Origin of the sequence: Micromonospora coxensis, from assembly GCF_900090295.1 — a bacterium.
Taxonomy (GTDB): Bacteria; Actinomycetota; Actinomycetes; order Mycobacteriales; family Micromonosporaceae; genus Micromonospora; species Micromonospora coxensis.
The window spans coordinates 5,122,760-5,142,706 of record NZ_LT607753.1 but is presented as its reverse complement, the minus strand read 5'-3'; the positions used below and the strand labels follow the sequence as shown (position 1 = coordinate 5,142,706).

The following is a 19,947-nucleotide window of genomic DNA, read 5'->3' as shown; positions in this document are numbered from 1 at the left end:
CCACGGGCGGTTTTGCCGGAAATCGCCCGGCCCGACGAGGTGGTCGGTCGCTCGGCGGGGGGGCCGGCCGGCGGGGCTCGGGGCGTCAGCGCAGGGCGATGTCGCCGGCCGGGACGGCGGGCTCACGCTCGCGTCGGACCTCGACCAGCAGATCCGGCCGGTCGAGCTGCCGGGCCACCTTGTTGACCACCCGCTGGGCGGCGGCGAGGGAGCGCACCGAGAGCAGGTTGCCCCGGCTCTCCCGGCGCAGCACGAAGTAGTGCACGGCGGCGCGCACCTGGGCCCGGTCGGCGGCGCTGGCCTGGGCGGTGGAGACGACCAGCTCGCGCAGCGAGGCGGCGAGGCGTTCGGCGAGTTCCCACTCGGGGCCGCGCAGGCTGCCCCGGACCGCGGCGAGATGACTGTCGACCTTGCGGATGAGCACGTCGGTGCCGGGCGCGAAGCCGTGCTCCTCGACGGTCATCCGGCCCCCTCCACCCGACGCTGCGTTGCGGGTGAAGTTACTTTATGTTGCGGGCCACAAGCAAGCAGTTAAGTAAGACTTAACACCTCAAGCGCCTGATCCGCGACGTAAGAGCCGCAGCCGGACAGAACAGCGTCCGGGCCGGAGTGGATGTCACACCGGCGGGGCAGGATGGAGTCGTGACGGAGCAGGTGGACGGCGCGCAGCACGCGGTGCTGGCCGACTTCGGGCCGGCGACCCGGGAGTGGTTCCGCGCCGCCTTCGCCGCGCCCACCGCCGCCCAGGCCGGCGCCTGGCGTTCGGTGGCCGCCGGGCGCAACGCGCTGGTCGTCGCCCCGACCGGCTCCGGCAAGACCCTCGCCGCCTTCCTCTGGTCAATGGACCGGCTGGCCAAGGAACCGCCCCCGGCCGAGGCGCGGCAGCGCTGCCGGGTGCTCTACGTCAGCCCGCTCAAGGCGCTCGCCGTGGACGTCGAGCGCAACCTGCGCGCCCCGCTGGCCGGGATCCGGCAGGCCGCCGGCCGGCTGGGCGTCGCACCGCCGGAGATCACCGTCGGCATGCGCACCGGCGACACCCCCGCCGACGAGCGCCGTGCCTTCGCCCGGACCCCGCCGGACATCCTCATCACCACGCCGGAATCGCTGTTCCTGCTGCTCACCTCCGCCGCCCGGGACTCCCTGCGCGGCGTCGAGACGGTGATCGTCGACGAGGTGCACGCGGTCGCCGGCACCAAACGCGGCGCCCACCTGGCGCTCTCCCTGGAACGCCTCGACGAGCTGCTGGAGCGGCCCGCCCAGCGGATCGGGCTCTCCGCCACGGTCCGGCCGATCGACGCCTGCGCCCGGTTCCTCGGCGGGGCCCGCCCGGTCGACGTGGTGCAGCCGGCCACCCCGAAGACCATCGAGGTGAGCGTCCAGGTCCCGGTGGAGGACATGACCCGCCTCGACGAGCAGGAGCCACCCGAGGACGACCTCGGCGGTCCGGGCCCGCGCCGTGCCTCGATCTGGCCGGCCGTCGAGGAGCGGGTCTTCGCGTTGATCCGGGCGCACCGGTCGACCATCGTCTTCACCAACTCGCGGCGCAGCGCCGAGCGGCTCTGCGCCCGCCTCAACGAGCTGGCCGCCGAGGAGCCGGCCACCACCGCCGTGGGCGGGCCCGGCGGCCCGCCCCCGACCGGGCTCACCGCCCGGGGCGGCCGGCCGGTGGGCGTATCCGACGGGTCGGCGCCGGACGGTGAGCCGGCGGCCGGCGACGGCGGCCCGGCGGACGGGCCGGCCGACGGGGCGGACGGTGGCGGGGACCTGGCGGACGGCCCGGCGGACAGGGCGGACGGCCCGGCCCGCGGGGCGGACGCGTGGGGTGGGCCGGTCGGGCCGGTACGGGTGGACCGGCCGCCGGCCGCGGTGATGGCGCAGTCCGGCGCGGCGGCCGGCGCGAGCCCGGTGATCGCCCGCGCGCACCACGGCAGCGTCTCCCGGGAGGAGCGCAAGCACATCGAGGAGGCGCTCAAGTCCGGCCAGCTCCCCGCCGTGGTGGCCACCTCCAGCCTGGAGCTCGGCATCGACATGGGCGCGGTCGACCTGGTGGTGCAGATCGAGGCGCCGCCCAGCGTCGCCGCCGGCCTGCAACGCGTCGGCCGGGCCGGGCACCAGGTCGGCGCGGTGTCGCGGGGCGTGGTCTTCCCCAAGCATCGGGGCGACCTGCTCTCCTGCACGGTCGTCGCCGAGCGGATGGCCACCGGCGCCATCGAGGAGCTGCACTACCCCCGCAACCCGCTCGACGTGCTGGCGCAGCAGGTCGTGGCGATGGTGGCCCTGGAGCCGTGGCGCGTCGGTGACCTCGCGGTGCTGGTCCGCCGGGCGGCGCCCTTCGCCGAGCTGCCCGACTCGGCGCTGCACGCCGTGCTCGACATGCTCTCCGGGCGCTACCCGTCGACCGCCTTCGCCGAACTGCGGCCCCGGCTGGTCTGGGACCGCGCCACCGACGTGCTCACCGGCCGGCCCGGCGCCCAGCGCCTCGCCGTCACCAGCGGCGGCACCATCCCGGACCGGGGGCTCTTCGGGGTCTTCCTGGCCGGCGCGCAGCGCGCCGCCCGGGTCGGCGAGCTGGACGAGGAGATGGTCTACGAGTCCCGCGTCGGCGACGTGTTCCTGCTCGGCTCCTCCTCCTGGCGGATCGAGGAGATCACCCCCGACCGGGTGCTGGTCTCCCCCGCCCCCGGCCAGGCCGCCCGGATGCCGTTCTGGAAGGGCGACCAGCTCGGCCGCCCGGTCGAGCTGGGCCGGGCCATCGGCGCCCGGGTCCGCGCCCTGCTGCGCCAGGGCGACGACGAGGCGGTCGCCGCGCTGCGCGCCGGCGGGCTGGACGACTGGGCGGCCGGCAACCTGATGGCGTACCTGCGGGAGCAGCGGGCCGCCACCCGGTCCCTGCCCGACGACCGGACCGTGGTGGTGGAACGGTTCCGTGACGAGCTGGGCGACTGGCGGCTCGCTGTGCACAGCGTCCTCGGCGCCCGGGTCAACGGGCCGTGGGCGCTGGCCATCGGCCGCCGGCTCGCCGAACGGTACGGGGTGGACGCCCAGGTGATGCCCGCCGACGACGGGATCGTGGTCCGGCTGCCCGACACCGCCGACACCCCGCCCGGCGCGGACGTGGTGGTCTTCGAGCCGGACGAGATCGCCCAGCTCGTGGAGGAGTCGGTCGGCACCTCCGCGCTGTTCGCGTCCCGGTTCCGCGAGTGCGCGGCCCGGTCGCTGCTGCTGCCCCGCCGCGATCCGCGTCGCCGCCAGCCGCTGTGGCAGCAGCGCCAGCGCGCCGCCCAACTGCTCGACGTCGCCCGCGAGTACGCCGACTTCCCGGTCACCCTGGAGGCCGCCCGGGAGTGCCTGCAGGACGTCTTCGACCAGCCGGCCCTGGCCGGCCTGATGCGTGACCTCGCCGCCCGCAAGGTGCGCCTGGTCGAGGTGGAGACCGACCGGCCCTCACCGTTCGCCCGCTCGCTGCTCTTCGGGTACGTCGGCGCGTTCCTCTACGAGGGCGACGCCCCGCTGGCGGAGCGGCGGGCCGCCGCCCTGGCGCTGGACTCGGCCCTGCTCGGCGAGCTGCTCGGCCGGGTGGACCTGCGCGAGCTGCTCGACCCGGTGGTGCTCACCGAGACCGAACGGCAGTTGCGCTGGCGCACCGAGCAGCGCCGCCCCCGTGACGCCGAGGACGTGGTCGAGCTGCTCCGGGTGGTCGGCGACCTCTCCGAGGCGGAGCTGGCCGAGCGGGGGGTGCCGGTCGGCTGGCTGACCGAGCTGGCGGCGGCCCGGCGGGTGCTGCGGGTCCGCATCGCCGGCGAGGAGCGCTGGGTCGGCGTCGAGGACGCCGCCCGGCTGCGCGACGCGCTCGGCGTGGCGCTGCCGGTCGGGGTCGCCGAGGCGTACCTGGCGCCGGTGGCCGACCCGCTCGGCGACCTGGTCGCCCGGTACGCCCGCACCCACGGCCCGTTCGCCGCGACGACCTGCGCCGCCCGCTTCGGCCTCGGCGTCTTCGTGGTGGAGCAGGCGCTGCGCCGGCTCGCCGCCACCGGGCGGGTCGTCTCCGGCGAGTTCGCCCCGGACACCGTCGGCACCCAGTGGTGCGACGCCGAGGTGCTGCGGCTGCTGCGCCGGCGCAGCCTGGCCGCGCTGCGCCGGGAGATCGAGCCGGTCCCGCCCCGGGCCCTGGCGGCGTTCCTGCCCCGCTGGCAGCAGGTCGGCTCGTCGGCCCGGGGCGTGGAGGCGCTCGCCGCCGCCGTCGAGCAGGTGCAGGGGGTGGCGGTGCCGGCGTCCGCGCTGGAACGCCTCGTCCTGCCCGCCCGGGTCGCCGACTACTCCCCCGCCCAGCTCGACGAGCTGTGCGCCAGCGGCGAGGTGCTCTGGGCCGGCGCCGGGGCGATCTCCGGCGGGGACGGCTGGGTCACCCTGGCGTACGCGGACGCCGCGCCGCTGCTGCTGCCCCCGCCGGACGAGGCGGTGAGCCTCACCCCGCTGCACCAGGCGGTGCTCGACGCGCTCGCCGACGGGCAGGCGCTGTTCTTCCGCGCGCTCTCCGACCGGGTGGGCGCCACCGACGACGCCGCGCTGACCGCCGTCGTGTGGGATCTGGTCTGGGCCGGTCACCTCACCAACGACACGCTCGCCCCGCTGCGGGCGGTGCTCGGCGCGGGCGGGTCGCACCGGTCCCGGCCGGCCGCCCCGCGCACCCGGTACCGCCGTCCCGGCCGGGTCGCGCTGCCCAGCCGCACCGGCCCGCCCACCGTCGCCGGCCGGTGGTCCCGGCTGCCCGACCGGGACCTCGACCCGACCCGCCGGGCCGCCGCCCTGGCCGACCTGCTGCTGGAACGGCACGGGGTGGTGACCCGGGGCGCGGTACTGGCGGAGCAGGTGACCGGCGGGTTCGCCGCGGTCTACCCGGTGCTCTCCGCGCTGGAGGAGCGGGGCGCGGCCCGGCGCGGCTACTTCGTCGAAGGGCTGGGCGCGGCCCAGTTCGCGGTGCCCGGGGCGGTGGACCGGATCCGCGCGCTCGCCGACCCCGCCGACGGGGCACGGGGGCGGGGCGGCCCGACCCTGGTGCTCGCCGCGACCGACCCGGCCAACCCGTACGGGGCGGCGCTGCCCTGGCCGGAGCGGGTGGTCGACTCCGGCGACGGGGCCGCGCCGGCGACCGGGCACCGGGCCGGACGCAAGGCCGGCGCGCTGGTGGTGCTGGTCGGCGGCGACCTGGTGCTCTACGTGGAGCGGGGCGGGCGGACCATCCTCTCCTTCACCGACGACACCGACACGCTCGCCGCCGCCGGCAAGGCGCTGGCCGACGCGGTGCACTCCGGGGCGCTCGGGGCGATGTCGGTGGAACGCGCCGACGGCGAGGCGGTGCAGGCGTCGCCGCTGCGTGACGCGCTCACCGCCGCCGGCTTCCGGGCCACCCCGCGTGGACTGCGGCTGCGCGGCTGACCCGCCGGGCATGGCGCGACGGGCGCGCAGACGCCGGCGAGGAAGCCGTCGGGCGGCGGACCGGCGCGGGACGGCGACGCTCAGCCGAGCCGGGCGAGGACGTCGTTGTAGCGCTTGCGCTCCGCCTCGGCCGTCTTCGTGCCGAGGTAGCTGAGCACCACCGCGCCCTTGCGGTACGCGTCGGCGCCCCAGACGTCGGTCTGGTTGATGGCGTTGGCCTCGGTGGGGAAGACGTACACCTTGACGGCGTCGGTGACCAGCAGCTCCGCACAGCCGATGCCGGCGCCGTCCGGTCCACAGTCGACCGTCCGGTTGCGCGCGTTGGCCACCTTCAGTCCGGCGGCGGAGAAGGCGTCGACCACCTTGCGGGCGCCGGGGGCGCCGGATGCCTTGGTCGGCATGGTGAAGGGCGGGGTCGAGGGGCTCTCCGACGGGGTCCGGGGCGGCGTGCCGCTCGGCGGGGCCTCCTGCGGCGCCTCCGGCGGGGCGGCCTCGGCGGAGGCGGGCCTCGGGGAGCCGTCGGCCCACGACGGGTCACCGGGTTCGGGGTCGTCGCTGCAGGCGGAGAGCCCGAGGGCGATGAGGAGCGTCGCGGCGATCGGCAGGACACGAGCACGTTTCGTCACCCCGGCAGTCTGCCGCACCGGCGGGGCGGCCCGTCACCGTCCGGTCGGGCCGACGGCGTTCACCGGAAGGCGCGACGGGTGCCCCGGCTAGCCTCGGGGCATGACCCCGACCGCCTGGATCTCGCTGACCACCGACTACGGTCTCGCCGACGGTTTCGTGGCCGCCTGTCACGGGGTGATCGCCCGACTGGCCCCGGCGGTACGGGTGATCGACGTGACCCATCTGGTGCCGCCGGCCGACGTCCGTCGGGGCGCGGCGGTGCTCGCCCAGACCGTGCCGTCCCTGCCGTACGGGGTGCACGTCGGCGTGGTCGACCCCGGTGTCGGCACGGCACGGCGCGGCGTCGCCCTGGTCACCCCGGGCGGGATGCTGGTCGGGCCGGACAACGGCCTGCTGCTGCCGGCCGCCACGGCGCTGGGCGGGGTGACCGCGTCGGTGGAGCTGGCCAATCCGGCCTGGCTGGCCCCGCAGGTGTCGCGCACCTTCCACGGCCGGGACGTCTTCGCGCCGGTGGCCGCCCGGCTCGCCCTGGGCGCGTCGCCGGCCGAGGCGGGCCCGGCCGTCGACCCGGCGACCCTGGTACGCCTGCCGGAGCCGGTCGTCCGCACCGAGCCCGGCGGGTTCGTGGCCGAGGTGCTCACCGTCGACCACTTCGGCAACGTCCAGCTCGCCGCCGGGGCCGACCTGCACGACGCGTTGCCCGCCCGGCCGCGCGTCGCGGGCCACCCCGCGCTGCGGGGGCGCACCTTCGGTGACGCGCCCGACGGCGCGCTGGTGGTGCTGGTGGACTCCGCCGGCCTGCTGGCGGTGGCGGTGAACGGCGGGCGCGCGGCGGACCTGCTCGGCGTCGCCCCGGGCGACCTCGTCCGGGTGACCGGCGCGGACGGCTGAGCGCACCGCCCGGGTGACCACGACCGGTACGTGGACGGTCGCCGCGGCCCCTGCCGCCACATGATCCGATGTGGAATGCTGCTCCGGTGGGTGAGCTCTGGGTTCCCGTCGCCTGTCCGTGCTGCGCGTCCCGGACCGGTGGCGGCACCTGCCCGGTCTGCTTCTGGACCGACGACGGCCAGGGTGACGCCGACGCCGACGAGGTGCGCGGCGGCCCGAACGGCGACCTCAGCCTCACCCACGCCCGGCTGAACTTCGCCGTGTACGGCGCCAGCCACCCCCGCTACCAGGACATGGTCCGCCCGCCCCACCCGGACGAGCGTCCCTGACCCCACCCCGCACCGGGCCCGGCCCCGCCCACCCCCCGCCCGTCGATCGTGAGGCCGGCGGCAGCGATGGAGATCCACATCGCCGTCGACGTCGTGATCGACAGCGGGCGGGCGGCGGGGCGGGCGGGACCGGGTGGGGTCAGCAGGGTGGGACGGTGCCGCCGTAGACGGCGGAGATGTAGGCGTGGCTGACGTACTGGCCGGCGGCGAGCCGGTTCCACCGGTTGGTGGTCCGGTACGGCCCGCTGACGGTCTGCCCGATCACGTAGCACTGGATCGGCACGTGCGCGTACGTGGCGGCGAGCCCGCGCACGGCGTAGCCGGTGCCGGCGCCGGCGCGGACGTTGAGCGGGCCGGACCCGACCATGCCGCGCAGCCCACCGGCCGTCCACAGGTACGTCACGTCGACCCAGGCGTTGTCGGTCAGCCGCAACCCGTCCCAGAACGTGCCGTCGGCCAGGTCCACACCGGCCGGGTTGAGCACCACCCGGCCGAACTGGTCCCGCCCGCCGTGGTAGCCGTACTGGTGGGCGGCCTGGGCCTCGGGGCGCCCCTGCGGCAGGTCCTTCCAGTTCTCCCGTACCGAGCTGGGGTTCCAGTAGTCGTCGCGGGTGTTCCACGGCCCGACGTCCCACACCGGGGCGTACTCGCAGCGGGCGCCGCCGGTGGTGCAGACCCGGACGGAGTAGTCGCCGGTGTTGAGCGGGGCGAGCCCGCGCCGGCTGGGCAGTGCCACGAAGTGGTCCCGGGGCTGGACGATGTGGCCGTTGGCGGTCTGCTCGCCGACCAGGCCGATCCGGGTGGCGTAGACCCGGTAGCTGAGCGGCACGGTCGCCAGCGGCGCGATCCGGGTCCCGGCGCGGTCGGCGGTGAGCGCGAGGGCGCGTACCACGGTGGTGGCCCGCGCGTCGCGGGCGGTGAGCAGCACGCGGGCCTGGACCCGGGTGACCGGCCGGTCGAAGAACGCGCCGGCGGCGGCGTCGCGCCACTCGGTCCAGCCGGTGGCCCGCCAGCCGCGCACCTGGACCTGCGCCGTGCCGCCCCGGGCGACCTGGGCGGTGAGCGCGGCCCGGACCCGGGTCGCCGGACGGTCGAGGGTGCGCGCCGGGGTGAGCAGCGTCCCCTCGGCGACCGGACCACCCGCGGCGGCGCGGTGGCGGCCGGCGGGCCGGCTGTCGGCGAGCCGGAGCCGGCCGTCACGCCAGCGGACGTTGACGTCGTCGCCGCCGGTGACGGCGAGGTCGACGGACCACCGTTCGGCGGCCGGGGCCGCCGTGGTGGTCGCGGGCCGGGCGGCGGGAACGGCGCGCGGCGCGGCGGGCGCGGCGGCGGGGACGAGGCTGACGACGAGGGCGGCGCCCAGGAAGCCGGCGAGGACCACCGATCGGGTACGACGGGTACGGGTCATGTCATTCTCCTCAGAACCCACTGATAGTGCGTTCGTCGCCCCTTCCGAGGGAATAGAGGTACAAATAGCGACACATGCGAATTCCGCTCGGCCGAGGGAGAATGGCGGGGTGCCCGAAGGCGACACCGTCTGGAACACCGCCCGCGTCCTGCACCGCGCGCTGGCCGGGGCCCGGCTCACCGGCAGCGACTTCCGGGTGCCGCAGCTCGCCGCCACCGACCTGACCGGGTGGACGGTCCGCGAGTCCGCCAGCCGGGGCAAGCACCTGCTGCTGCGGCTCGCCGCGCCGGCGGACCATGCCGGGGACCCGCACTGGACGCTGCACTCGCACCTGCGGATGGACGGCGTCTGGCGGGCGTACGCCCCGGGCGAGCGGTGGACCGCCCGGCCCGCGCACCTGATCCGGGTGGTGCTGCGCGCCGCCGACGCGGTCGCCGTCGGCTACCACCTGCACGAGCTGGCCCTGCTGCCCACGGCGCAGGAGGAGACGCTGGTCGGGTACCTCGGCCCGGACCTGCTCGGCGACGACTGGGACCCGGCCGAGGCGGTCCGCCGGCTCGCCGCGCACCCGGACGCCACCATCGGCGAGGCCCTGCTGGACCAGCGCAACCTGGCCGGGGTGGGCAACCTCTACAAGTGCGAGGTGCTCTTCCTGCGGGGACTGTCCCCGTGGACGCCGGTCGGCGCGGTGCCCGACCTGGCCGGCACGGTGACCCTGGCGCAGAAGCTGCTCGCCGCCAACCGGGGCCGCTGGACGCAGAGCACCACCGGCTCGCTGCACCGGGGATCGACCAGTTACGTGTACGGCCGTCGGGCGCAGCCCTGCCGGCGCTGCGGCACCGCCATCCGCAAGGAGGAGCTGGGCGAACGGGTCACCTACTGGTGCCCCCGCTGCCAGCCCGGCCGACCCTGACCCCACCGGACCGTGGAACTTCCACGAATCGGCAAGTTACCGCCGAGACACGGACGAACAGGTACTTCCCTCCCCTGCCCCCGGCGTCGCATGCTGCGGTGGACCGCTCACCGACCGTCAGCGGCGGACACGGCCACCACGCCGGGGTGGCGGACGTGCCCGCCCCGATCCCGGGGGAGAGCCATGGCCCTGTTCCGCATGTTCCGGCCGGGCTGGGCCGGCCGCGCCGTCCGGACCGTCGCGCCGCACACACCGACCGTGCCCGCCGCCCGCGCCGCCGCGCAGCAGGACGCCCCGGCCAGCCTGGACCCCGCCGCCGTACCCCGCCGCTTCGGCACGGTGCCGAACTTCGCGTACAGCCCGCTGCCGGTGCTCGACGCCGACGGGCGGGTGGTGCCGGGCACCGGCATCCGCAAGTTCGTCGACGCGCTGCCGCTGCCCGGCGTGGCCGGCCGCAACGGGCTGGGCGCGCACCTGCCCGTCGCCACCCCGGACACCATCACCTACCCGGGCTGCGACTACTACGAGATCGGGCTGCGCGAGTACCGCCAACGGCTGCACCGTGACCTGCCCACCACCCGGCTGCGCGGCTACCGCCAGCTCAACCTCGGCACCGACCCGGACGGGCACAACACCGTCGCCCCGCCGGAGCGGCCGTACCACCTGGGCCCGATGATCCTCGCGCGGCGGGGCCGGCCGGTACGGATCAAGTTCATCAACCAGCTCCCCACCGGCCGGGCCGGCGACCTCTTCCTGCCCGTCGACCCCAGCCTCGACGGGGCCGGCACCGGGCCGCTCGACGGCCCGGCCCCGTACCCGCAGAACCGGGCCGTGCCGCACCTGGCCGGGGCGCAGACCGGTTGGATCAGCGCCGGGAACCCGTGGCAGTGGGTGACCCCGGCGGCCGAGATCACCCCGTACCCGACCGGGCCGGGGCTGGTCCACGTGCCGGACATGCCGCACCCCGGGGCCGGGGCCACCACACTGCACTTCCCGAACGAGCAGAGCGGCCGGCTGATGTGGCTGCACGACAACACCCTCGGCCTGTCCCGGCTGACCGTCTACTCCGGGCAGCTCGCGCTCTACCTGCTCAGCGACCCGGCCGAGGACCGGCTGGTGGCCGACGGGGTGCTCCCCGCCGACCAGCTCCCACTGGTGATCCAGGACAAGACCTTCGTCCCCGACGACGCCCAGCTCGCCGCCCAGGACCCGACCTGGGACCGGGACCGGTGGGGCGCCCGGGGCGACCTGTGGCACCCGCACGTCTACCAGCCCCGGCAGGACCCGTACCGGGAGTCGGGGCGCAACCCGACCGGCCGCTGGGACTACGGCCCGTGGACGGGCGACGGTGGCGACGGGGTCGCGACGGGCACCGTGCCCAACCCGCACCACGATCCGGTCGCCGCGCCGGAGGAGCCGCCGCAGGCGCCCGGGGTGCCGCACCCGAGCGCGGTCGGCGAGGCGTACGGGGACACCCCGCTGGTCAACGGCGTCGCCTACCCGTACCTGACGGTGGCGCCGAAGGCGTACCGGTTCCGGATCCTCAACGCCTGCGCCGACCGCAGCCTCAACCTCGCCCTCTACCGGGCCCGCTCGGACGCGCCGATGTGGCGACCCGACGGCTCGCTGGCCGACGCGGGGGCCGGCGAGGTGCCGATGGTGGAGGCGGTGCGCGCCCCCGGACGGCCGGCGGACTGGCCCGTCGACGGCCGCGACGGCGGGGTGCCCGACCCCCGGGCCGGCGGACCCCGCATGGTGCAGATCGGCAACGAGTGCGGGCTGCTGCCCGCGCCGGTGGTGGTGCCGAACCGCCCGATCGGCTACCGGTACGACCGGCGCGACCCGACCGTGCTCAACGTGGACACCCACGCGCTGCTGCTGGCCCCCGGCGAACGGGCCGACGTGGTGGTCGACTTCTCCACCGTCGCGCCCGGCACCACCCTGATCCTCTACAACGACGCCCCGGCCCCGCTGCCCTGCTTCGACGCCCGCTACGACCAGCACACCGACGCCCCGGACCGGACGGCGGAGGGCGGGCCTCCCGGCACCCGGCCCGGGTACGGCCCGAACACCCGCACCCTGCTCCAGTTCCGGGTCACCGGCGCCCCGGCCGCCCGGTACGACCTGGACCGGCTCACCGCCCGCCTGCCCGGGGCGTACGCGGCCGGCCAGCGGCCGCCGATCGTGCCGCAGCCCGAGTACGACGCCGCCTTCGGCACCCGGACCGCCCGGCGCACGGTGGTGTCGGCGCACGCCACCACGGTGAGCTTCACCCCGGCCGGGGCGACCACCCCGGTGACCCTGCCGATCGAGGTGAAGACCGTCGGGCCCGTCTTCGAGCCGGGGCACGGACGACAGGCCGGCCGGCTCGGTGTCGTCCACCCGTACGCCGGCCCGCTCGGCGCGACCGCGCTGCCGCTCGGCCCCGCCGACCCGGCGACCGAGGTGGTCGTCGCCGCCGACCCGGCCGTCGCGTCCGGCCCGACGACCGACGGCACCCAGCTGTGGCGGATCAGCGGCACCGGCCGGCAGACCCACGCCGTGCACGTCGGCGGCTGCGACGTGCAGGTGGTCAACCGGGTCGGCCGGGACGGCACGGTGCGCCGTCCCGGCCCCGGCGAGATGGGCTGGAAGGAGACCGTCCGGGTGAACCCGGGCGAGGACGTGGTGGTGGCGCTGCGGCCGGTGGTGCCCCCGCTGCCGTTCAAGATCGGCGACAGCCTCCGGCTCCTCGACCCCACCCGGCCGGCCGGCACGCGGGTCGGCTCCACCCCGGTCAGCCCGCTGGACGGGCGCCCCGCCACGGTGGTGAACCAACTGGTCAACCTGGGCTGGGAGTACCGCTGGTCCAGCGCCGCCGCCGGCCTGCGCGACCTGGGCATGAGCCGGCCGCTGGTGCTGCGGGTCTCCCCCAAGGCACCGACCGGGTTGACCGCCACCCCGGCGCCCGGCTCGGCGACCGCGCTACCGGCGATCGCGCTGGCCTGGACCGGCAACGGCAGCCGCCCGCCGGCGACCAGCCACCTGCTGCAACGCGCCACCGACGCGGCCTTCACCCAGGGGCTCACCACGTTGACCGTGGCCGCCACCGCCACCCGGTACACCGACGCCACGGTCACCCCCGGCGTCACGTACCACTACCGGATCCGCGCCGAGAACGCGGCGAGCTGCTCGGCCTGGTCGAACAGCGTCCCCGCGTCGGTGGGGCTGGCCGCGCCGAGCGGGGTGTCCGCGGCGGTGCCGCCGGCCGCGCCGCTGCGGATCGCGCTGCGCTGGACCAACCGCTCCTTCGCCACCGGGATCGACGTGCAGCGGGCCACCAACCCGACCTTCACCAGCGGCCCGGGCACCACCGCGATCGGGGTGGCGGAGAACCACCTCGACGCGGCGGTCGCCCCGGACACCACGTACTACTACCGGGTGCGCACGACGTACCTGGGCGCGGCGTCACCGTGGTCGACGGTGGCGACGGTGACCACCCCACCCGTGCCCGGCACCCCGACCCGGGTGGCCGCCACCGTGACCGTCCCGGCACCGGACACCGCCACGGTGGTGCTGAGCTGGGCGTCGAGCACCCCGAACGGGCCGGGGGCGGGCTTCACCGTGCAGCGGGCCGTCGACCCGGCCTTCACCCGGCAGGTCGCCACCTTCACCGTCACCGGCCGGGGCTTCACCAACACCGGGCTGGCCCGGGGCGTGAGGTACCACTACCGGATCCGGTCGTTCAACGTGGTGGGCGGCTCGCCCTGGACCGGACCGGTGTCGGTGACCACCCCGCCGTGAGCCCTCAGCGGGTGGGGGCGCGCATCGGGTCGCCGGCGGCGCGCAGCTCGGCCAAGGCCGAGGCCACCCCGTGCAGCAGGTCGGTCGCCTCGGTCAGCCGGGAGGCGGCCGGGTGCTCGGTGCTCGGGCGGGCGTCCTCGGCGACGTACCCGGCCGCCGCCGCCACCAGCGCCTCGTACGCGGCCACCCCGCTCTCCAACTGGCCGACCAGGTCCCGCCGCGCCTCGACCAGCCGGGGCCGGGCCTCCGGCGGGGCGACCCGCAGGGCGCGGTCGACGCTCGCCACCCGCCCGGCGAGGTCCCGCAGGGAGCGGTCGGCCGCGGCGGCCTCCAGGACGGCCGGCTCGGCCAGCCCGGTGAGCCGGGGCGTCATGCCGGCGAGGGTCAGCGCGGCCCGGTCCAGCCGGGCCCACGGCGCCGCGGCGGCGGTGCCGCGCAGCGCGAGCCGGGAGCGCAGCCGCCGGGCCTCGGCGAGCACGCCGGGACCGACGGGGAGCCGCTCGACGGCGGCGACGAGCCGGGCCCGGGACCGGGCGGCGGCCTCGGCCGGGTCGAGGGCGGGTGGGACGGGACGGGCCGCGAGGGCCCGCAGGTCGACCCAGCGCCAGGCGGCCAGCGCCACCGCGCCGCCCGCGCCGGCGGCCCAGGCCGCGTCGGGCAGCCCGATCCCGGCGTACGGGGTCAGCACGGCGGCCGCGCCACCGAGCCCACCGGCCAGGACGCTCCACCGTCGGGCGGAGCGCCGCAGCCGGCGCAGCCGACGGAAGTGTCGCGCTCGCTCGTCCGCCACCGCTACCTCCTCGTGAGCCGCCGCTCAGCCGGCGGCGCTGGTGTCACCCGTGCCGCGTTCGCGGCCCATGCTGGCCCGGATCTCGTCGAGCCGGGCGGCGGCGGCCGGGTCGGCCACCGGCTCGGCCGGCTTCGCCTGCTGCTGCACGCCCGGACGGTCCTGCTGGCCGGAGAGCTGCTCGCCGGCCATGCTGGAGCGGATCTGCTCCAGCCGGGAGGAGCCGGCGGCGTCCAGCGTCGACTTCTGGATCTCCAGCATCCGTCCCTCGACGGAGTTGCCGGCCAGTTCGGCCCGGCCCATCGCGGTGGCGTAGCGCCGCTCGATGCGGTCGCGCACCTCGTCCAGGGTGGGCACGTTGCCGCCGGCGGTGATCGCCGACATCGACTCCAGCGAGCGGGCCACGCTCTCCTGCATCTTGGCCTGCTCCAGCTGGCTGAGCAGCTTGGTGCGCTCGGCCAGCTTCTGCTGGAGGATCATCGAGTTGTTCTCCACCGCGCGCCGGGCCTGGGCGGCGGCGCCGAGCGCCTGGTCGTGCAGGGTCTTCAGGTCCTCGGTGGCCTGCTCGGCGGAGACCAGCTGGGTGGCGAGCACCTGGGCGGACTGCTCGTAGCGGCCGGCCTCGGCCTCGTCCCCCCGGGCCCGGGCCTGGTCGGCGAGGACGAGCGCCTGGCGGGCGTTGGCCTGGAGGCGCTCGACCTCGGACATCTGCCGGGAGAGCTTCATCTCCAGCTGCCGCTGGTTGCCGATCACCGCGGCGGCCTGCTGGACCAGCGCCTGGTGCTGGCGCTGCGCCTCCTCGACGGCCTGCTGGATCTGCACCTTCGGATCGGCGTGCTCGTCGATCTTGGCCCCGAAGAGCGCCATCAGGTAGTGCCAGCCCTTGACGAACGGGTTCGCCATCTCCGCGGTATCCCCTCAGTAGCGTCGCTGCGCCTCGGCCGGTGCCGGACGGGGCCGACCCGCCGGCCGCGCGGCGTGTCCCCATCGTCGCAGCCGGGTGCCAGCGGGGCATCCGTACCGCGGGAGAGCGCCACGCGGCCCACGATCAACCCTACGCGGCGGGGACGGACCCGGCCACGCGACGCGAACAGCCGTCAGGCGGCGCAGACCACGTCCCGGTCCGAGGGACGGACCCGGGTGCTGCGCAGGGTGGCCTTGAGCGGCGAGTCCTGGCGGACCTGCACGGCGACCTTGCCGTCCGAGGTGACCTGCCGGACACCCCGGTTGGTGGCCTTGCGCACCGGGGCGGCGGCCGGCACGGACGCCGGCTCGTCCTGCACCGGCACGAGCACGCCCGGCATCTGCTCGGCGAGGGCGACGGTGTCGCTCACCTCACGCAGCAGCTCGGACAGGCGGGCGCCGAGCGCGTCGCAGATCGCGGCCAGCAGCTCGCTGGAGGGCTCCTTCTGGCCGCGCTCGATCTCGGACAGGTAGCCGAGGCTGACGTTGGCGGCGGTGGAGACCTCGCGCAGGGTGCGGTGCTGACCCTGCCGGCGCGCCCGCAGTGCGTCGCCGATCACGCGGCGGAGCAGGACCATCGCACCTCCCCCTGACGGGAACACCTCTCGTCCGGGCGTTCGCCCGCGCCGCGCGCGGTGTCCCGCGCCGACGCCGACGTCGCGCGCCGGAGCCTTCCCGCAACCGTACCCGTTGACCGGCCCGGCGACATCCCACCCCGGCGGTCAAATCCGATCACGCGGCTCACCGCCGGCCGGCCGGGGTGCGCGTGCCGTCGTCCCCGGCGGCCGGCCCGGCGGCGTCCCCGGCGTCCTGGATCTGCTCGGTGAGCAGCCGTAACGCCTCGATCACCGCGGCCGCGCGGATGTGGTCACGGCCGCCGTCGAGGTCGAGCCGGCGGACGACCGCCCCGGTCGGCCCGGCCGCCGCGACGTAGACCAGCCCGACCGGCTTGCCGTCCTGCGGCTCCGGCCCGGCCACGCCGGTGGTGGCCAGCCCCCAGTCGGCCCCGCAGCGCCGCCGCCCGCCCTCGGCGAGGGCGACGGCCACGTCCGGGTCGACCGGCCCGCGCTCGGCCAGCAGCTCCTCCGGTACGCCGGCCAGCTGCGACTTCAGTTCGGTGGCGTAGGTGACCAGGCCGCCCCGGTAGATGCCGCTCACCCCGGCGATCTCGACGATCGCGGCGGAGAGCAGCCCACCGGTCAGGGACTCGACGGTGGCCAGGGTCTCGCGCCGCTCGTGCAGCCGGTGCACCACACCCGCCGCCGGGCTCCCCGCGGGTCGCTCGTGATTCGCATCCGTCGCCATGGCAGCTGTCCCTTCCCCCTGTCCCGTCACCTACTCATCCGGTCGACGGATCGGGCCCGTCCGGTCGACCGGTCGGGCGACGCAGGCGCAGCGCCTGGGCGACGTAGTCGAAGCCGGTCACCACGGTGACCAGCACGGCGGCGGCCATGATCCACGGACCGACCACGGCCAGGGCGGCCGGCATCGGCCACAGGTACCAGGTGATCGCCAGGATCTGCAGCGCGGTCTTGGCCTTGCCCCCGCGACTGGCCGCGATCACCCCGTGCCGGATCACCCAGAAGCGCAGCGCGGTGATGCCCAGCTCGCGGGCGAGGATCACCGCGGTCACCCACCAGGGCAGCCGGTCGTACCAGGAGAGCAGCAGCAGCGCCGCGCCGGTGAGCGCCTTGTCCGCGATCGGGTCGGCCACCTTGCCGACCGAGGTGACCAGGCCGAAGCGGCGGGCGATCCAGCCGTCGACCAGGTCGGTCACCGAGGCGACCACGAAGATCAGGCAGGCGGCGGTACGCCAGCCGGCATGGCTCATCCCCGAGGCGACCACCGACCCGGCGAAGACCGGCACCAGCAGCAACCGCAGCAGGGTCAACCCGTTCGCCGCGTTGAGCACCGGCACCCGGGCGACCACCGGCGCGGACTCCGTCGCCCCGGTCACCGCCGCACCCCGCTCCGGCCGCCGTGGCGTACCTGGCACCGCACCACGTGGCTCCCCCGCTCCCTCCGGGCCCGCCGTCACCGTTCCGCGCCGGGCGCCGCCGAGATCATCTCATCCGGTACGGCCACCAGGTCGACACCCTCGGTCGCGGTCACCGTGGCCCGGACCAGGTCGCCGGGGCGCAGCGCGGCGAGGTCGACGCCGGCGCCCTCGGGGGCCACCAGCGTGGTGGAGCCGTCGACCTCGGGGGCCTGGTGGGCGGCCCGACCCTCGACGACGTTGTCGGTGATCGAGTCGACGAGCACCTCGACCCGGGAGCCGAGCCGCTCCTCGGCCCGCTGCGAGCAGAGCTCGTCGGCGAGCGCGGCGAGCCTGTCGTAGCGGCGCTTGATCGTGGCGGTGGACACCTTGCCGGACAGTCCGGCGGCCTCGGTGCCGTCCTCGTCGCTGTAGTCGAAGACCCCGATGGCGTCGAGCCGCGCCTCGGTCAGGAAGCGGACCAACTCCTCGTAGTCGGCCCGGGTCTCGCCGGGGAAGCCGACGATGAAGTTGCTCCGCGCGCCGGCCTCGGGGGCCAGGGCGCGGGCACCGGCCAGCAGCTCAAGGAACCGGTCGGTGGAGCCGAAACGGCGCATCCGGCGCAGCACCGGCTCGCTGGAGTGCTGGAACGACAGGTCGAAGTAGGCGGCCACCCCCGGCGTGGTGGCGATCGCCTCGACCAGGCCGGGCCGGGTCTCGGCGGGCTGGAGGTAGCTGGCCCGCACCCGGACGATGCCGTCGATCGCGGCCAGCTGCGGCAGCAGCTTCTCCAGGGCGCGCGGGTCCCCCAGGTCCTTGCCGTACGAGGTGGAGTTCTCGCTGACCAGCACCAGCTCCCGTACACCGGTCTTGGCCAGCCACTCCGCCTCGGCGAGCAACTCGTCCGGGGTACGCGAGACGAAGGCGCCGCGGAAGGCGGGGATGGCGCAGAACGCGCAGCGCCGGTCGCAGCCGCTGGCCAGCTTCAGCGAGGCGACCGGGCCGGTGTCGAGCCGGCGGCGCAGCACCGGCCGCAGGTGGGCGGGGGTGTGCTCGTCGGTCTCCACCGTGCCCCGCACGGGCGTGCCGTGGCCGGGCAGCGAGACGGCCGACTCCCGCCGCTTGACCGGGGTGAGCGGCAGCAGCTCGCGCCGGTCGCGCGGGACGTGCGCGTCGATCGCCTCACCGGCGACGACCGCGTCCAGCCGGGCGGCGATGTCCGGGTAGTCGTCGAAGCTCAGCACGGCCTGCGCCTCCGGCAGGCTGTCGGCCAGCTCACGGCCGTACCGCTCGGCCATGCAGCCGGCCGCGACCACCTTGGCGCCGGTGTCGGCGGCGGCGAGCAGGGTCTGGATCGAGTCCTGCTTGGCCTTCTCCACGAAGCCGCAGGTGTTGACGACCACCACGTCGGCGCCCTCGCCGTCCGTGGTGACCTGCCAGCCGTCGGCGTGCAGCCGGGCGGCCAACTCCTCCGAGTCGACCTCGTTACGGGCGCAGCCCAGGGTCAGCAGGGCGACGCGGCGGCCGTCGGCGGCATGCGTGGGGGAGGTGGCAGACACCATCCGAGGGTACCGGGCGCTCCGGCGGGACCCGGCAACGGCGGGCCGCCCCATCGGGCGGCTCACATCCCCCCGCCCGCTCCCCACGCCGGCCGGGCCCGCTTCGGGGCCGGGGCAGCCGAGAGGGCGGGCCGGCGCGGGTCCGCGGTCAGACGGCCGCCGCGCCGAGCAGGACCAGCCGGTCGAGGAGGAAGACCTCCGTCCCGGCCAGGCCGGTGGAGCAGAAGACCGAGATCTGGTCCGCGCCGGTCCGGCCGGCGACGGATCCGGCGAGCACCGCGCCCAGGTCGCGCAGCCGCCCCGCGTACGGCTCGACGGCGGCCAGCATCGGCGGGGAGTACGCGCCCGCCTGGGCCGGGGAGTCGGTGACCAGCACGTCGGCGACGTCGAGCAGGTCGGTGCCGAACTCGTGCCGGTCGGTCTGCTTGAAGCCGACGGTGCTCACGTGGGTGCCGGGGGCGAGGTCGGCGGCGTCGATCACCGGCGTGACGCTGGTGGTGGCGAGCACCACGACGTCCCGGTCGGTGACGGCCTCCCGGGCGGTGTCGACGGCGCGGGCCGGCACGCCCAGCTCGACGCGGACCCGGGCGGCGAACGCGGTTCGGCGGGCCGCCGAGCGGCTGTGCACGGTCACCTCGCGCAGCGGGCGCACCGCCGCGGTTGCCCAGACCTGCGTCCACGCCTGCCGGCCGGAGCCGACCACGCCGAGGGTGGCCGCGTCGGGGCGGGCGAGCGCGTCGACGGCCACCCCGCCCAGCCCACCGGTACGCCGCGAGCCCAGCTCCTCGCCGACCGCCACCGCCCGCACCGCGCCGGTACGGGCGTCGTGCAGCACCACCAGTTGCGCGGATTCCGGCAGCCCGAAGGTGTCGTACGAGCGGAAGCCGTACCACTCGCCGGTGAGGTGGCCGGCGGTGAGCACCATCCGGCCGCCGCCCAGCGGGGCGGACGCCCGGGGCGGGGCGACGAGCCGTCCGGCGTGGGCGGCCAGCAGGGCGTCCCGCATCGCCGCCACGGTGGTGGCGGCGTCCAGCGTGGCGGCGACCTCCCGGTCGGAGACAAGCAACGTCATGCGGTTCAGGATGCAACCTGAAGTTGACGTGAACTCAACCGTTGGTGGGAGAGATCACCCCCGGGGCCGTCCCGCCGGTGTTAGCGTCGGCTCCGGTGGCCGTGGCCACCCCGGACGAGTGGTGGGCGTACCCGGTCAGGACAAGACGCCCCGCGAACCCGACTCGTCCCGGCTCCCTGGTGGCCCGGGGCCCGTTTGCGACGA

At 76.4% G+C, this 19,947-nt stretch carries 15 protein-coding genes and 1 riboswitch; of the genes, 5 read left to right on the top strand and 10 right to left on the bottom strand.

Features of this window, described 5'->3' with window-relative positions; all coding sequences use genetic code 11:
• Positions 1 to 85: 85 nt before the first annotated feature.
• The gene (locus GA0070614_RS23515) at positions 86 to 463 is read right to left on the bottom strand and encodes a hypothetical protein (RefSeq protein WP_088977999.1); all 378 of its coding nucleotides are present in this window, start codon (positions 461 to 463) and stop codon (positions 86 to 88) included.
• Between the two features lie 179 nt (positions 464 to 642).
• On the opposite strand from GA0070614_RS23515, the gene GA0070614_RS23510 reads away from it, so the two are divergent.
• A complete protein-coding gene (locus tag GA0070614_RS23510; protein ID WP_231933368.1) occupies positions 643 to 5,436 on the top strand; it encodes an Lhr family helicase in 4,794 nt (1,597 codons plus the stop codon).
• A gap of 80 nt (positions 5,437 to 5,516) precedes the next feature.
• Here GA0070614_RS23510 and GA0070614_RS23505 read toward each other — a convergent pair whose 3' ends face one another.
• On the bottom strand, positions 5,517 to 6,062 hold the full coding sequence (locus GA0070614_RS23505; protein WP_088977998.1) for a hypothetical protein: 546 nt from the start codon (positions 6,060 to 6,062) through the stop codon (positions 5,517 to 5,519).
• Between the two features lie 100 nt (positions 6,063 to 6,162).
• Here GA0070614_RS23505 and GA0070614_RS23500 point away from each other — a divergent pair, with 100 nt between their 5' ends.
• On the top strand, positions 6,163 to 6,954 hold the full coding sequence (locus tag GA0070614_RS23500) for an SAM hydrolase/SAM-dependent halogenase family protein (RefSeq protein WP_088977997.1): 792 nt from the start codon (positions 6,163 to 6,165) through the stop codon (positions 6,952 to 6,954).
• A gap of 86 nt (positions 6,955 to 7,040) precedes the next feature.
• The gene (locus GA0070614_RS23495; protein WP_197701351.1) at positions 7,041 to 7,283 is read left to right on the top strand and encodes a CPCC family cysteine-rich protein; all 243 of its coding nucleotides are present in this window, start codon (positions 7,041 to 7,043) and stop codon (positions 7,281 to 7,283) included.
• Between the two features lie 139 nt (positions 7,284 to 7,422).
• Here the strand turns inward: GA0070614_RS23495 and GA0070614_RS23490 are convergent, their stop codons facing one another.
• Positions 7,423 to 8,691 carry a hypothetical protein gene (locus GA0070614_RS23490; protein ID WP_088977995.1) on the bottom strand — a complete coding sequence of 423 codons (1,269 nt, stop codon included), beginning with the start codon at positions 8,689 to 8,691 and terminating at the stop codon, positions 7,423 to 7,425.
• Positions 8,692 to 8,800: 109 nt separating this feature from the next.
• Here GA0070614_RS23490 and GA0070614_RS23485 point away from each other — a divergent pair, with 109 nt between their 5' ends.
• On the top strand, positions 8,801 to 9,604 hold the full coding sequence (locus GA0070614_RS23485) for a zinc finger domain-containing protein (protein WP_088977994.1): 804 nt from the start codon (positions 8,801 to 8,803) through the stop codon (positions 9,602 to 9,604).
• A 90-nt stretch (positions 9,605 to 9,694) separates the two neighbouring features.
• Entirely contained in the window at positions 9,695 to 13,387 is a 3,693-nt protein-coding gene (locus GA0070614_RS23480; RefSeq protein WP_408630706.1) for a hypothetical protein, read from the top strand.
• Between the two features lie 4 nt (positions 13,388 to 13,391).
• On the opposite strand, the gene pspM is transcribed toward GA0070614_RS23480, so the two are convergent.
• From pspM to GA0070614_RS23445, 7 genes are all read right to left on the bottom strand, one after another.
• A complete protein-coding gene (gene pspM / locus GA0070614_RS23475) occupies positions 13,392 to 14,177 on the bottom strand; it encodes a phage shock envelope stress response protein PspM (protein ID WP_088977992.1) in 786 nt (261 codons plus the stop codon).
• Positions 14,178 to 14,201: 24 nt separating this feature from the next.
• Positions 14,202 to 15,077 (bottom strand): PspA/IM30 family protein, encoded by an 876-nt coding sequence (locus GA0070614_RS23470; protein ID WP_088977991.1) that lies wholly within the window; start codon positions 15,075 to 15,077, stop codon positions 14,202 to 14,204.
• 194 nt (positions 15,078 to 15,271) lie between these two features.
• Positions 15,272 to 15,715, bottom strand: a complete 444-nt coding sequence (locus GA0070614_RS23465) for a helix-turn-helix domain-containing protein (protein WP_088977990.1) — start codon at positions 15,713 to 15,715, stop codon at positions 15,272 to 15,274.
• A 163-nt stretch (positions 15,716 to 15,878) separates the two neighbouring features.
• Positions 15,879 to 16,442, bottom strand: coding sequence for a CinA family protein (locus tag GA0070614_RS23460; RefSeq protein ID WP_088977989.1), 564 nt, complete (start codon positions 16,440 to 16,442; stop codon positions 15,879 to 15,881).
• Positions 16,443 to 16,476: 34 nt separating this feature from the next.
• Positions 16,477 to 17,094, bottom strand: coding sequence for a CDP-diacylglycerol--glycerol-3-phosphate 3-phosphatidyltransferase (gene pgsA / locus GA0070614_RS23455; protein WP_088977988.1), 618 nt, complete (start codon positions 17,092 to 17,094; stop codon positions 16,477 to 16,479).
• A gap of 77 nt (positions 17,095 to 17,171) precedes the next feature.
• Positions 17,172 to 18,674, bottom strand: a complete 1,503-nt coding sequence (gene rimO, locus GA0070614_RS23450) for a 30S ribosomal protein S12 methylthiotransferase RimO (RefSeq protein WP_088977987.1) — start codon at positions 18,672 to 18,674, stop codon at positions 17,172 to 17,174.
• Positions 18,675 to 18,819: 145 nt separating this feature from the next.
• Positions 18,820 to 19,743, bottom strand: coding sequence for an ornithine cyclodeaminase family protein (locus tag GA0070614_RS23445; protein WP_088977986.1), 924 nt, complete (start codon positions 19,741 to 19,743; stop codon positions 18,820 to 18,822).
• A gap of 92 nt (positions 19,744 to 19,835) precedes the next feature.
• Positions 19,836 to 19,898, top strand: a riboswitch (guanidine-III (ykkC-III) riboswitch).
• The last annotated feature ends 49 nt before the right edge of the window (positions 19,899 to 19,947 follow it).